We start from the raw sequence: 14,148 nt of genomic DNA on the forward strand, positions 1-14,148 counted from the left end.
CCGGAATTAAAACGCTCCAGACCCATTGACCCCTACTCGCCCCATCCCTATCGTCTGGTCGACCATCCGCACGCCGTTCGTAATACCGAACGGATGTCCCCCCGCGTGGAGGAGTCCACATGGCATCGCCCCTCTCCAGACGATCCCTTCTGCGAGCCGCGGCGCTCGCGGCGGCGACCCCGGCGGTCTCGCTCGCCGCAACAGGCCGGGCCTCGGCCGCCGTCGAGGCGCCGCAGGCCGCTGTCACCGCCGCAGCCGCTGCCGCCGCCCCGGCCGCCTGGACCGTCCAGCCGTTCGCCCTCGACGACGTGGCGCTCAGGCCGGGCATCTTCGCCACCAAGCGCCAACTGATGCTCGACCACGGCCGCGGCTACGACGTGAACCGGCTGCTCCAGGTCTTCCGCGCCAACGCCGGGCTCGCCACGGGCGGCGCGGTCGCACCGGGCGGCTGGGAGGGGCTGGACGGCGAGGCCAACGGCAACCTCCGCGGTCACTACACCGGCCACTTCCTGAGCATGCTGGCGCAGGCGTACGCGAGCACCGGGGACCAGGTGTACGCGGACAGGATCGGGACCATGGTGGGGGCGCTGAACGACGTGCGCGAGGCGTTGCGCCGCGATCCGCGCATGCTCAGCGTCACCGGGAAGTTCGGCACCGCCCAGGAGAACGTGCGCGGCTCGTACCAGTACGTCGACCTGCCGTCCGCCGTGCTCGGCGGCGCCTCCGCGATCACCCTGTCGGCCTGGGTGAAGCCCACCCACAACGCCAACTGGGCTCGCGTCTTCGACTTCGGCAACAACAACACCCGGTACATGTACCTGGTCGGGCGCAACGCGAGCGGCGTCCCGCGGTTCGCCGTCACCACCAACGGGCCCGGCGCCGAGCAGGGCCTCAACGGCACCGCCGCGCTGCCGCTGAACCAGTGGAGCCACCTGGCGGTGACGATCGGCGCCGGCACCGGCACGCTCTACGTCAACGGCACGGCCGTCGCCACGAACACGTCGATGTCGCTCAACCCGGCGGCGCTGGGCACCCTGGCGAACAACTGGCTCGGCCGCTCCAACTTCTCCGGCGACCCGGTGTTCGCGGGCGCCTTCGACGAGTTCAACGTCTGGTCGCGGGCGCTGACCGCCGCCGAGATCACGGCGCTGCAGAGCAACCGGGCCTCGGCGACGTCGGCCGGCCGGGGCAACCTGGCGTCGTACGACTTCTTCGAGACCGCCGGCGGCACCTTCGCGGACGCCTCCGGCCGCGGGCTGACCGCCACCCTGCGCCGCACCTGGGGCGGGCCGAGCCACCCCGGGTTCCTCGCCGCGTACCCGGAGACCCAGTTCATCGAGCTGGAGTCGATGACCAGCGGCGACTACACCAAGGTGTGGGCGCCGTACTACACCGCGCACAAGATCCTCAAGGGCCTGCTGGACGCCCACCTCGCCACCGACGACGCCCGCGCCCTCGACCTGGCGTCCGGCATGTGCGACTGGATGTACTCGCGGCTGTCCAAGCTGCCCGACGCCACCCTCCAGCGGATGTGGGGCATCTTCTCCAGCGGCGAGTTCGGCGGCATCGTCGAGACGATCGTCGACCTGCACGCGATCACCGGCAAGGCCGAACACCTCGCCCTGGCCAAGCTGTTCGACCTCGACCGGCTCATCGACGCCTGCGCCGCGAACACCGACATCCTGGACGGCCTGCACGCCAACCAGCACATCCCGATCTTCACCGGTTACGTCCGGCTGTACGACGCGACCGGCGAGTCCCGCTACCTGACCGCCGCGAAGAACTTCTGGGGCATGGTCGTCCCGCCCCGCATGTACGGCATAGGCGGGACGAGCACGGCCGAGTTCTGGAAGGCCCGCGGGGTCATCGCCGGCACGATCAGCGACACCAACGCCGAGACGTGCTGTGCGCACAACCTGCTCAAGCTGAGCCGGATGCTGTTCTTCCACGACCAGGATCCGAAGTACATGGACTATTACGAGCGGGCCCTCTACAACCAGGTGCTCGGCTCCAAGCAGGACAAGGCCGACGCGGAGAAGCCGCTGGTCACCTACTTCATCGGCCTGAAGCCCGGGCACGTGCGCGACTACACGCCCAAGCAGGGGACGACCTGCTGCGAGGGCACCGGCATGGAGAGCTCCACCAAGTACCAGGACTCGGTCTACTTCAAGAAGGCCGACAACTCCGCCCTGTACGTGAACCTCTACAGCCCCTCGACCCTCACCTGGTCCGAGAAGGGCGTCACGGTCACGCAGACGACGGACTTCCCCAGGGAGCAGGGCTCCACCCTCACCATCGGCGGGGGCAGCGCGGCTTTCGAGCTGAAGCTGCGCGTGCCGTCCTGGGCGACCGGCGGCTTCAAGGTGACCGTCAACGGCAGCGCGGTCAGCGGCACTCCGACCGCGGGCAGCTACTTCACCGTGTCCCGTACCTGGCGCAGCGGCGACACCGTGCGCGTCACCCTGCCGTTCCGGCTCCGCGTCGAGAAGGCCCTCGACGACCCGTCCCTGCAGACCCTCCTCTACGGCCCGATCAACCTGGTCGGCCGCAACTCCTCCACCGACTACCTCCAGCTGGGCCTCTACCGCAACGCCGGTCTCTCCGGCGACCTGCTGCCGTCACTCACCCCCGTGACCGGCAAACCGCTCCACTACACCCTGAACGGCACCGAGTTCGCCCCCTTCCTCGAGGGCACCGAGGACCCGACCCACGCCTACTTCCGGCGCTCCGAACCCCGGGTGGTCTTCGGCACCACCGACTCCGGCGTCGCCAACCCCGCGAAGTCCGACGGCACCACGCTGCTGGACGAGATCTGGGCCGGGGCTCCGTTCGCCGGCAAGGGCGCGCTGGTCACGCGTGTGCGGTCCACCGTGAACGCGTGGGTGACCGCGGGCCTGCTGAGCCAGGCCAACGGGGCGACGGTCGTACGTACGGCGGAGCAGGCCACGTACGCCCCCTGAGCCGCCGCCGTCAGCCGTCCAGCCGTCCAAGGGCCCCGGGAGCGCATCCGGGGCCCTGCCGGTCTCAGCGGTTGCGGGGCTTGCCGCGCCGGGTGCCCTTGGTGCCCTTCGTGCCCTTGGCTCCGCCGGAGCCCGCGCGCCCGCTCCGGCCGCCGGCTCCGGGCTGCCGCCGTGCGCTGCCGCCGCCCTCGGGGCGCTTGCGCTTCGGCTGCTCCTTGGCGGCCGGGGCCTGGGACGTCGTACGGCCCCGGGTGCTGTTGACCGTGCGGCCGCGGACGACGCCGATGAAGTCCTCGACCTGGTCGGTGGTGGCGTCCTCGGGCCAGGACAGGGCGACGCTCGACTGGGGGCCGTCCACGAGGGGGCGGTAGGTGAGGTCCTTGCGGTGGTGGAGACGGGCCAGTGACTGGGGCACGACGAGCAGGCCGACGTTCGCCGCGACGAGCTCGACGGCGTCAGCGGTGGTCGCCGGGCGCTCGAAGGCGGGCTCCCCCGGCGGCCGCTCCCAGTCGAGGACGTCGTCGAGGGGGTGGAAGACGACCTCGTCGGCCAGCTCCTCGACGGTCACCTCGTCCACGGCGGCGATGACGTGGTCCTTCGGGACGACGACGACCGTCGTCTCGGTGTAGAGGGGGATCGCGCTGAGGACCGTACGGTCGACCGGCAGCCGTACGAAGCCCGCGTCGGCGTCGCCCGCGCGGAGCACGTCCGGCGCCTCGGCGGCGGTCACCGAGTGCAGGGCGAGGGGGACGTCCGGGAAGCGCTCCTCCCAGATCCGCACCCACTTCGCGGGGGTCACGCCCGGGACGTATGCGAGCCGAAACGAGGGGGGTACTTCCGAGCCTGTCACCTGGCCAGGTTACCGGCCGTGGTCGGCGACCGTTCACCCAGTCGATACCCTGGGGACCATGACGTCGCACCAAAGCACCCAGTCCATGAAGCCCGCGACCGCGGCGAAGAAGCTGGGTGTGTACCTCGAAGCCACCCCCGCCGAGTTCCGGGAGGGTGTCGTCACGCGCGCCGAGCTGAACGCTCTCCAGGCGGAGCCGCCCCAGTGGCTGCAGGACCTGCGGCGCAACGGCCCGCACCCCCGCCCGGTCGTCGCGCAGAAGCTGGGCGTCTCCATCGCGGGGCTCGCCCGCGGCGGCGTCACCGAGGCCCTCACCACCGAGCAGATCGAGGCGCTGAAGCAGGAGCAGCCCGAGTGGCTGCAGAAGGAGCGCGCCACTCAGGCCGAGGTCCGCAAGGAGGCGGCCCGTCTGAAGGCGCGGGACGCCGAGCGCTCCTGACCTCTCCCTAGTCGTAGCCGTCGCCGGCGGTGAGGCGAGCCGCCCTCGCGACCCGCCTCACCGCCGGACGGTTCAGTCCGTCACAGAGCGTTCCGGAATCGCCTCCAGGAAGGTCACCGAGGGGATGAAGAACAGGGTTCCGGTGACGGCCTGGGAGTAGTCCAGGATCGGATCGGGGCCGGATTCCGGGCCGCCCAGGAACATCTTCCGGAGCATGGCCTCCGGTATCTCGGGCGTACGGGCGTAGGCGATGAAGTACGTGCCGAACTCGCCGTGCCCCGGCCGGCCGAACGGCATGGCGCCGCGCAGTACCTCCAACTCCTCCCCGTCCGGGCCGGTGACCGTGTTCACGTCGATGTGGGAGCCGGGTACGTCGAGTTCGATGTTGGTCAGCTTGGAGCGGCCGATCACCTTCTCCTGGGCCTCGACCGCCAGGGCCTCCCAGGCGTCGACGTCGTGCAGGTACTTCTGGACGATCGCGTAGCTTCCGCCGGTGAACGCGGGATCCTCGTCACCGACGATCGCCGCCTCGGCCGCCGCCTGGCCCACCGGGTTCTCCGTGCCGTCGACGAAGCCGAGGACGTTGCGCGAGTCGAAGTAGGCGAAGGCCTGGACCTCGTCCTGGACGGTGACCGCGTCGCGCAGCCGCTTCATGATCTCCGCGGCCAGGGCGAAGCACAGGTCCGTGCGGGTGGCGCGGATGTGGAACAGCAGGTCGCCCGGGGTCGCGACGGCGCGGTGCCGGGACCCCTCCAGTTCCTGGAACGGATGCAGCTCCGCGGGGCGCGGGCCGCCGAAGAGCCGGTCCCACGCCGCTGACCCCACACCGGCGACGCAGCACAGGCCGCCGTCGGGGCTCGGGAACCCGACGGCCCGCACGAGTCCCGCGAGCCCGGCGAGCAGATCGAGCGCCTCGGGCTCCCGGCCGGGTTTGATCGTGACCACCAGGAAGACGGCAACGGGCGCCGGCGGACTGAGCATTGCTTGTGGCTGTGCTCCGGCCCACCGTATCGACGACGACGGCATGGTTCCCCTCTCACCCTCAAACCCCGCCACCTAACGATGCCCGGCCGAACGGCGTACGATACCCGCCGAATTCCGCACATCCGGCGAGTGCGACGGGTGAGGAAGACCGGGCTCCGAGGCGGGAAACCCGCATGCGAACAGGCGTATGAGTCTGGGACCATCCCGGCATGGTCCACCGTCTCGAACCCCTGGTCGTCCGGCATGCCCACCGCCTCCCCTCCCCCGCGGGACCCGCCGGGGAAGGCGCGGTCGCGGCACGGCAGTTCGACGCCGCGTTGATGTCCGTGGGCTTCAAGCTCTCGGGGGAGCTGCTGACCCGTCTGTCGGGGCTGTCCGAGGGAACGGTCGTCGACACCGCCGTACGGACGCTGGGCACCGTCCGCGAGATGGTCGGCGACCATGTGCGGCACAACGTGTACTTCATCGACTTCCCGGCCAACGTGCCGGACACCTATGACTTCTGGACGCACTGCATCGCCGAGGCGCTCGCCGACGACGCGACGCGCCAGAGCGTGCTGGAGCAGTTGAGCGACGGTGTCGTCGACCTGCTCACCCTGCCGTCGTACGGCCGCTACCAGCACTCGTACGCCGAGATGCTCGGCCACCACGAGGAGCTGATCGCGGCGGCGGGCGACCGTATGACGGTGCTGCACGCGGGCGGCGACGCAGACGCCGAAGTCACCGCCCTCTACCTGGCGTTGGCGGGCAGCACCACCCCGCTCGGCGAGGACGCCCTGCGGGATCTGGAGGTGCTCGCCGAGGCATGTGTGGGCGGTCCGCAGCCCGCGGAGATCCCGGTCCGGGAGAACCGTGCCGTGATCAACCGGGCCCGGCTGCGGGCCGGTTCGGAGCTGCTGCTGGACACGGTCACCGATGTGCTGCGGCTGGCCTGCGCGGTGTCGGGCGGTGACGTGACCCTGCTGGAGCCGACCCGGTTCCGGGGGCTGACCCGGCCGGTGCGCCGTGCTCTGCTGGCGGGCCTCGACTCGGTGGTCGCCGACGCGCCCGCCAAGCTCGCGGACGTCCCCGCGTACCGGGAGGAGTTCAAGCGGCTGGGCGAGCGGCTGCATCCGCACGAGTACCCGCAGTGGCCGCACGCCGCCGACGTGTTCGCGGTCGCCCGTGGCGAGAAGAAGGCGCGTTCCTTCGACAGCCTGGTCGAGGAGCTGCTCGAGGCGCATGACGTCACCGGCGCGGTGAAGCTTCTCAAGTCTGCGCCGGGCAAGCTGTTCCGCGCCCTGGACCGGCTGCTGCGCATGGCGCTCACGCAGGAGGAGCGGTTCGCGGTCGTGGCCGCCGCCGAGGAGGTCGCCCCGCAGGTCGCCGGACGGGTGCTGCTGTCGGTGCGTGAGCACCTCCACAACCGGGCGAAGGAGACCGGCGAGCGCCGTGTGTTCGTCAACCGCCTCGGCCGTGCCTGGGTCACCGAGGACACCCGTCAGGCGGTCCTGCCGTCCTTTCGGCTGCGCCTGACCACCATGCTCGACGCGGAGCTGCGGCGCCGTCTGCCGGCTCCGGGTCATCTCCTGCTCGACCCGGCCGTGCTCGACGTCGCGCTCCCGCTCAGCGGCAAGGCGGTCTCGTCCGGTCTCGGCGTGCTGCCGCGCGGCTCCTTGTCGACGATCGACGGCGAGCTGCTGCGCTTCTTCGTGTACTGGAAGCAGAAGAGCCGCGACACCGACTACGACCTGTCGGCGCTGATGCTGGACGACGACTACCGGACCGTCTCCTGGCTGTCGTACACCAACCTCACCGACGTCGACGGAGAGCACTCCGGCGACATCACCGAAGCGCCCGAGGGCGCCTCGGAGTTCATCAACCTGCGGCTGGGCGCCGTGCGGGGGACGTTCATCGTGCCGCAGGTCAACCTCTTCTCCGGCGAGGGCTTCGAGGAGGTCGAGGAGTCGTTCTTCGGGTTCATGCTGCGCGAGGGTGAGCAGCAGGGGCGTCCGTTCGAGGCGCGTACCGTGCGGATGAAGTCGGAGCTGCGCGGTCCCGGCCGGGTGGCGCTGCCGCTGGCGTTCTGGCGCGGGGAGGACGGGCAGTGGCGTGCCAAGTGGCTGCACCTGTATCTCAAGGGCAGCCCGGCGGCCAACCGGGTCGAGGGCAACCAGGTGTCGGTGGCGACGCTCCTGCGCGGCATCGTGGAGCGCGAGCAGCTGACGGTGCGCTATCTGACGGGTTTGATGGACGCCGCGACGACGACCCTGTGGGACGGCGAGAAGGTCCCGGACGGCCCGGTCACCTTCATCGGTCTGCAGCGCCCGGACGGGCTGCACCCCGAGTCGCGGATCCTCACTCCCGAAAATCTGCGCGACCTGATCCCCGCCTGAGTGCTAGCGTTCGTCGTGGCGAGGCCATGAAGGGGCTTCCTTCTCAACCTCCTTGAATCTAGTCCCTTCGCTTTCCTCGCCACTCAAGCTTCCTCAGCCGGCTCAGCTGTCGTAGTCCACCGTCAGCGTCTCGGACACCGGGTACGACTGACAGGTCAGGACGTAGCCGGCGTCCACCTCGGCCGCCTCCAGCGCGAAGTTGCGCCGCATGTCCGCCTTGCCGTCGGTGACCAGCGCCCGGCAGGTGCCGCAGACGCCGCCCTTGCAGGCGAACGGCAGGTCGGGGCGGGTGCGTTGGGCGCCGTCGAGGATGGTCCGCTCCCTCGGCAGGGCGGCCGTGGTGGAGCGGCCGTCGAGGGTGATGGTGACCTGGCTGACGGGCCCTTGCGGGCCGGCCTCCTCGTGGTACACCTCCCGTACGGGCTCGTCGTCGGCGTAGAACAGCTCCTGGTGCACCCTCTCCGGCGGGACCCCGAGTGCCTCCAGCACTCCCTGCGCGTCCCGGACCATGCCGTGCGGGCCGCACAGCCACCAGTGATCGGCGGCCGTCACGTCGACCAGGGCGTCGACGAGCGTCGCGAGCCGGTCGGCGTCGATACGGCCGGACAGCACCTCGGCCTCGCGGGGTTCGCGGGAGAGCACGTGGGCGAGCTGGAACCGGGTCGGGTAGAGGTCCTTCAGGTCCGCGAGGTCGTCGGCGAACATCACGGTGTCGCTGCGTCGGTTGCCGTAGAAGAGGGTGACCGTCGAGCGGGCGTCGGCGGCCAGGACGGACTCGGCGATGGACATCATGGGCGTGATACCGGAGCCCGCCGCGATCAGTACGTGATGGCCGGGCGTGGTGAGGTCGGGGGTGAAGGCGCCGGTGGGTGCCATGACCTCGACGGTGTCGCCGGGGCGTACGTCGTTGACGAGCCAGGACGAGAACAGGCCGCCAGGCACGACCCGGACGCCGATGCGCGGACTCGACCCGGCCGGCGAGCAGATCGAGTACGACCGCCGCTCGTCCCGCCCCTCGACCTCGCGCCGCAGCGTCAGCGACTGGCCCGGCGTGAAGGCGAACTCCTCGGCCAGCTCCGCCGGGATGTCGAAGCCGACGGCGACGGCATCCGCGCACAGGGGCTGTACGGCGGCGACGCGCAGGGCGTGGAAACCGGGGCGGCGGCGGCGCGCACGCGGGCGTACAGCCGGGGCTGCTTCGGTGCCGGAAGCCGGGGCGGGGGTAACCGCGTCCGGGTCCGGTGCGATGCGGGCGTCGGGCGTCGGTTCGGCCTGGGCCGCCGGTCCTTCCCTCAGGCCTTCCATTCAGATCTCCTTGACGTACTCGAACGGCTCGCGGCAGGCGCGGCAGCGCCACAGCGCCTTGCAGGACGTGGCGGCGAAACGGGAGGTCTCCTCGGTGTCCGCCGAGCCGCAGCGCGGGCAGGTCACCGCGTGCCGGGTGGGTGACAGCACGAGCGGGACGGGGCCGGCGCCGCGCGGTGCCGGCCCGGGCGGGGCGATGCCGTGCTCGGCGAGCTTGCGGCGGCCGGCCGGGGTGATCCAGTCGCTGGTCCACGGCGGGTCGAGCACCGTACGGATCTCCACGCGCGCGTACCCCGCGTCACGCAGCCGCGCCGCGACATCGGCCCGCATCTCGGCCATGGCCGGGCAGCCCGAGTAGGTCGGGGTGAGGCGGGCGACCACCGTGCCGTCCTCGGTCAGTTCGACGCCGCGCAGGACGCCGAGGTCGGCCAGGGTGAGCATGGGCAGCTCGGGGTCCGGCACCTGTTCGGCGACATGCCGGGCGCGCCGCGCGTCGAGCAGGGTGGTCACCATGTCGCCTCCGGGTGAGCGCGGGCCACGCCCTGCAACTCGGCCAGCAGCGGGGCGAGATGCTCGGTGTGCTCGCCGTCGCGGCCGGAGCCGGGGAATGGCCGGTACACCGGCATGGGCAGTCCGGCGGCCTCGGTGACCTGGCGCAGGACGGCGACGACCTCGTCCCGTGCGTCGTAGGCCGTGAACAACTCGCCGAGGTACGGGGCGACTTGCTCCTGGGCCCGGCGCATCCGCCGGTGCGACTCCTGCGTGCCGTCGCCCAGGCGCACCGCCCACTCGGCGGCGTACTGCCGGTGGTAGGCCAGCTCCTTGACGCCCTTCGCGGCGATGGCCGCGAGCACCGGGTCCGGGTGCGCCGCCAGCCGTTCGAAGTGCGCGAGACGCCAGCTGGAGAGCACCAGCAGCCGCGCGATCGAGAACGCGAAGTCGGCATTCGGCAGTTCCGCCAGGCGTACGTTGCGGAAGTCGCCGGCGTCCCGGAAGTAGGCGTAGGCGTCCTCGTCGCGGCCGGTGCCGTCGACCTGGCCGGCGCGGGAGTAGAGCAGGCGGGCCTGGCCGAGCAGGTCGAGGCCGATGTTGGCGAGCGCCACCTCCTCCTCCAGCTCGGGGGCGCGGGTGACCCACTCGCCCAGGCGCTGTGCCGAGACCAGGGCGTCGTCGGCCAACGCCACGCACAGGGCGGCCAGTTCGCCGGCGTCGATACCGTCGGGCACGGTGGTGTCGACGCCGTGCAGCGGGTCCTCGAAGCCGGTGCCGTAGGCCCAGCGGGTGTCGTCCTCGTGTCCCTCGGCGAGGGTCATGTAGACGTGGTCGTCGCTCATGCCCTCTCCTTCAGATGTGGGGGACGTCGTCGGGGATGTCGTAGAACGTCGGGTGACGGTAGACCTTGTCGGCGCTGGGCTCGAAGAACGGGTCCTTCTCGTCGCGGGTCGAGGCGGTGATGTGCTCGGACCGCACCACCCAGATGGACACGCCCTCGTTGCGCCGCGTGTACAGGTCGCGCGCGTGGGTGAGCGCCATCCGGTCGTCGGCGGCGTGCAGCGAGCCCACGTGGACGTGGTTGAGTCCGCGCTTGCCGCGCACGAACACCTCGTACAGCGGCCATCCCTGCTTGTCGGCGCTCATGCCACCGCTCCCTTCTCCGCACGGGCCGCCTGCTTGGCCGCGTGGGCGGTGGCCGCCTCCCGCACCCAGGCGCCCTCCTCGTGAGCGCTCCTGCGCCGCTGCATCCGCTGGTCGTTGCACGGCCCGCCGCCCTTGATGACCCGCATCAACTCGTCCCAGTCGGGGGTGCCGAAGTCGTGGTGACCGCGCTCGGCGTTCCACCGCAGTTCGGGGTCGGGCAGGGTGACGCCGAGCTTCTCGGCCTGCGGGACGGTCATGTCGACGAAGCGCTGACGCAGCTCGTCGTTGCTGTGCCGCTTGATCTTCCAGGCCATGGACTGCGCGGAGTTGGGCGAGGAGTCGTCCGGCGGGCCGAACATCATCAGAGAGGGCCACCACCAGCGGTTCACGGCGTCCTGCACCATATCGCGCTGGGCCTCGGTGCCGCGCATCATCGTCATCAGCAGTTCGTAGCCCTGCCGCTGGTGGAACGACTCCTCCTTGCAGATCCGCACCATCGCGCGCGCGTACGGCCCGTACGAGCTGCGGCACAGCGGCACCTGGTTGCAGATCGCGGCGCCGTCCACGAACCAACCGATCACACCGACGTCGGCGAAGCTCATGGTCGGGTAGTTGAAGATCGACGAGTACTTCTGGCGCCCCTCGATCAGCCGGTCGGTCAGGTCCGCACGGTCGGCGCCCAGGGTCTCCGCCGCCGAGTACAGGTACAGCCCGTGTCCGGCCTCGTCCTGCACCTTGGCGAAGAGGATCGCCTTGCGGCGCAGGGACGGTGCCTTGGTGATCCACTCGCCCTCGGGCTGCATGCCGATGATCTCCGAGTGGGCGTGCTGTGCGATCTGGCGGACGAGCGTCTTGCGGTAGCCGTCCGGCATCCAGTCGCGGGGCTCGATGCGCTGGTCGCGCGAGATCGTCGCATCGAAGTGCTCCTGCAGGTGCCCCGGTGGGGGCGCCTCGGCGGAGTGTGAAGTCGTCATCGATAACCAGCTTCCCAACCGACCATTCGTTCGGTTCCAGTGTGACGTGTTTCCGATGGCTGGGCAAGACCTTTGACGTGCATGAAGACGGCCCAGGACACCCCCGAGGGGTACCTGGGCCGTTTCAGCGACCGGGAGAAACCGTCACACGTTGGGCACCTTCAGCTTGTCCCAGCTGACCTTGCCGGGAATCCCGTCCGCGTCCTTGCCCCTGAAGTGCAGCTTCTGCTGCCAGGCGGCGTAGGAGCGGCGGTCGGCCTCGGTCCACTCGGGGCTGGGACCCTCCTCGTAGCGACCGCAGCCCTCGGCGACCAGGCGGCGCCCCATGGCCGTGATGATCGGGGACTTCTGACCGATGTGGAAGAAGCCGCTGCCGGGGAAGGGCTCGTACTTCGGCTTGGGCGCGGGCTTCGGGTCCGGAGTCGGATCCCCTCCCCCGCCGCCCTTCAGCCGCTGCGCAATGCGCCCCCGCATCCCGTCCATCGTGAAGCCGCGCGGGTCCGTCTTGCCCGGCTGCCACTCCTTGTGGCCGATGACCGAGCGCTCGGTCCAGCCGTGGTGGCGGCAGATCGCGGCCGAGACCTTCTCGATGGCCTCCTTCTGCGCCTCGGGCCAGGGGTCCTTGCCGTCGCCGAGGTTGATGCACTCGAAGCCGTAGAAGTGCGCGTTGCCGTCGGTGTCGGCCTCGTTGTCGTGCGGCAGCCTGGACTCGTTGATCACGGCGCGCAAGACGTCGCTGTCACCGAGGCCGGCGTGGTTGGCCCGGCCGTTGCCGACGAGGTGGATCTCGCCTTTCTTGTCGATGACGCCGTGGCACAGCGGGCCCGGCAGGCCGGAGTAGCCGTTGTAGCAGATGTCGACCGAGGACTCGGTGCCCTTGGTGACGGTGTGGTGGATCATCACGCCGTTCACCGGGCCCCAGGGGCCCTTGCTGTTGCGGTTGTGGGTGCGCCACTTGCGGACCTCGTGGACCGTGAGGCCCTCCGCACGCAGTATCTCCACCATCTTTGACGCGCTCAGGGGCTTGGCCATTACTCGTCTCCCTCCACCGCCGCCTCCGCATCCGCCGTGGTCTGCGACCGCCCGCCCGACGGGTCCTCCGCCAACTGCTCCTCGCGGCGCGCCTGTTCCTCCGCCGCGAGCGACGCCTCGTCCGCGGCCTGGACGCTGCTCGCCAGCGGGTTGAAGGCGAGGCGCAGGTCGACGGTGCTGCCCTCGCCCTTGACCAGGGCCAGCGGCGCGAAGCCGCGGACGATACCGGCCGGGCCCTGGAGCAGCGGGCGGCGCGCCGCGTCCGTGGGCCACTCCACGCTGCCGGTGGCGGTGCGGGCCGGGATGATCCAGTGATCGCCGGTGCGGTAGGTGGCGCCCTTGGCGAAGTACACCTCGACGCCGTCCTCCAGCGTCAGCCACTCCCCCTCGGCGACGGGCACGGCGCCGCCCTTCAGAGCGGTCGTACGGCCCTTGCGCTTCGGTCCCTCGTGGTGGTCCCAGCGGCGCAGGAACGGGTTGAGGTGGGGCAGCCGTCCGACGGCCTGGTCCGGCTCGGCGGACAGGCGGACCCGGCGGCCCGGCAGGTCCAGCTCCTCGACCCGGAGCAGGGGCAGGGGCTCGAGGCGGGAGGCGTACGCGGTGTCGACGAGCTCCACGTGGTCGCCGACGTCCAGGTCCAGCTTGTCGTCGTACCCGAGCGACGCCAACTGCACCCAGGTGCCGTCGAGTTCGTCGACCGGGAAGACCACGGAGCCGTTCTCGCGGGACCACTTGAAGGTGGCGTCCTTCGCCTCGCCGCCGGCGTGCACCTCGACGCGGTACAGCTGGTTCTCCTGGCCGCGGTAGCGGGCGTCCGGCTTGACCAGGCAGGGGTCCTCGTCGGCGTGGTCGGGCCGCTCGCTGCGGGCGGCGAGGCGCGCGCCGGTCGCGGCCTGCTTCAGCGCCCACTTGTCGAAGGCGGCCCGCACGACCTCCTTGGACGGGTTGCCGTCCTCGATCTCCAGCGCGGCCAGCGACAGCGGGAGCACCTGCCACACGACCTTCACGCGGGCCGCGGTGTCCGGCATCGCGGCGCCGAGGGCGACCTCGCGCAGGGCCGGGTCCTCGGCGGCGGAGACGGCGCGCTCCCACACCTTCAGATAGACCACGAACGGCGTCGTGGCGGGCGAGGGCAGCCGGTCGCCGGGCTTCTCCGGGTCACGGAAGCCGTCGGGCTGGTCCCAGTAGGTCCAGTACGCCGGCGGGGCGGCGGTCTCCTGCTCCTCGGCGTCCTCGTCCGGGACCGGCACGCCGGGCGCCGGGCGGGTCGCGTCCAGCAGGATGCCGTCGACGTAGTAGCGGCCGCCGTTGATGTGGAGCGTGTCGATGTCGTGCTTGCCGCCCACGTAGTCGATCTTGAAGCCCGCGGCGTCGCGCGGCCCGCCGTGCCGTCCGATCAGGTCGGCGGCGAGGGTGCGGGCCTGGTGGAGCTGGATCGCGGTCTGCTCGTTGATGTCGGCGTCGAGCTGGACGCGCCCCTGCTGGGCGATGACCGCCGAGTAGCGCCGCTGCGGGCGGAACGTGAGGCGGGAGAGGTCAGCGTGCATGAAGGGAGTCCCCCTGGTTCAGGAAAGTGCGGGTAGGGCTTACG

General features: G+C 71.0%; 12 protein-coding genes. 3 read left to right on the forward strand and 9 right to left on the reverse strand.

The features are described from left to right. The first annotated feature begins 119 nt into the window (after window positions 1-119). Entirely contained in the window at window positions 120-2,960 is a 2,841-nt protein-coding gene (locus ABD932_RS39620; RefSeq protein ID WP_345020780.1) for a beta-L-arabinofuranosidase domain-containing protein, read from the forward strand. 64 nt (window positions 2,961-3,024) lie between these two features. On the opposite strand, the gene ABD932_RS39625 is transcribed toward ABD932_RS39620, so the two are convergent. Beyond that, window positions 3,025-3,810: a LysR family substrate-binding domain-containing protein gene (locus tag ABD932_RS39625; RefSeq protein ID WP_345020782.1), complete on the reverse strand. Its 786-nt coding sequence runs from the start codon at window positions 3,808-3,810 to the stop codon at window positions 3,025-3,027. Between the two features lie 58 nt (window positions 3,811-3,868). On the opposite strand from ABD932_RS39625, the gene ABD932_RS39630 reads away from it, so the two are divergent. After that, a complete protein-coding gene (locus ABD932_RS39630) occupies window positions 3,869-4,249 on the forward strand; it encodes a DUF5997 family protein (protein ID WP_345020784.1) in 381 nt (126 codons plus the stop codon). Between the two features lie 72 nt (window positions 4,250-4,321). Here the strand turns inward: ABD932_RS39630 and ABD932_RS39635 are convergent, their stop codons facing one another. Further along, window positions 4,322-5,275, reverse strand: coding sequence for a Dyp-type peroxidase (locus ABD932_RS39635; protein ID WP_345020785.1), 954 nt, complete (start codon window positions 5,273-5,275; stop codon window positions 4,322-4,324). A gap of 167 nt (window positions 5,276-5,442) precedes the next feature. Between ABD932_RS39635 and ABD932_RS39640 the strand changes: the two genes are divergently transcribed. Then, entirely contained in the window at window positions 5,443-7,608 is a 2,166-nt protein-coding gene (locus ABD932_RS39640; protein ID WP_345020787.1) for a TerD family protein, read from the forward strand. 102 nt (window positions 7,609-7,710) lie between these two features. Here ABD932_RS39640 and paaE read toward each other — a convergent pair whose 3' ends face one another. From paaE to ABD932_RS39675, 7 genes are all read right to left on the reverse strand, one after another. After that, a complete protein-coding gene (paaE, locus tag ABD932_RS39645; RefSeq protein ID WP_345020788.1) occupies window positions 7,711-8,913 on the reverse strand; it encodes a 1,2-phenylacetyl-CoA epoxidase subunit PaaE in 1,203 nt (400 codons plus the stop codon). Beyond that, entirely contained in the window at window positions 8,914-9,426 is a 513-nt protein-coding gene (gene paaD, locus ABD932_RS39650) for a 1,2-phenylacetyl-CoA epoxidase subunit PaaD (protein WP_250081293.1), read from the reverse strand. Beyond that, a complete protein-coding gene (gene paaC / locus ABD932_RS39655) occupies window positions 9,420-10,247 on the reverse strand; it encodes a 1,2-phenylacetyl-CoA epoxidase subunit PaaC (protein ID WP_345020789.1) in 828 nt (275 codons plus the stop codon). The genes paaD and paaC overlap by 7 nt, the downstream gene beginning before the upstream one ends. Before the next feature lie 10 nt (window positions 10,248-10,257). Then, window positions 10,258-10,551: a 1,2-phenylacetyl-CoA epoxidase subunit PaaB gene (paaB, locus tag ABD932_RS39660; protein WP_328429416.1), complete on the reverse strand. Its 294-nt coding sequence runs from the start codon at window positions 10,549-10,551 to the stop codon at window positions 10,258-10,260. Beyond that, on the reverse strand, window positions 10,548-11,525 hold the full coding sequence (gene paaA / locus ABD932_RS39665; RefSeq protein ID WP_345020793.1) for a 1,2-phenylacetyl-CoA epoxidase subunit PaaA: 978 nt from the start codon (window positions 11,523-11,525) through the stop codon (window positions 10,548-10,550). Before paaA ends, paaB begins: the two co-directional genes overlap by 4 nt. A gap of 144 nt (window positions 11,526-11,669) precedes the next feature. Next, on the reverse strand, window positions 11,670-12,557 hold the full coding sequence (locus tag ABD932_RS39670; RefSeq protein ID WP_345020795.1) for a peptidoglycan-binding protein: 888 nt from the start codon (window positions 12,555-12,557) through the stop codon (window positions 11,670-11,672). Next, complete coding sequence (locus ABD932_RS39675) at window positions 12,557-14,104, reverse strand: DUF6519 domain-containing protein (RefSeq protein ID WP_345020797.1); 1,548 nt, start codon at window positions 14,102-14,104, stop codon at window positions 12,557-12,559. The genes ABD932_RS39670 and ABD932_RS39675 overlap by 1 nt, the downstream gene beginning before the upstream one ends. Window positions 14,105-14,148 lie beyond the last annotated feature (44 nt).

The sequence above is a fragment of the Streptomyces shaanxiensis genome (assembly GCF_039537145.1).
GTDB classification, from domain to species: domain Bacteria; phylum Actinomycetota; class Actinomycetes; order Streptomycetales; family Streptomycetaceae; genus Streptomyces; species Streptomyces shaanxiensis.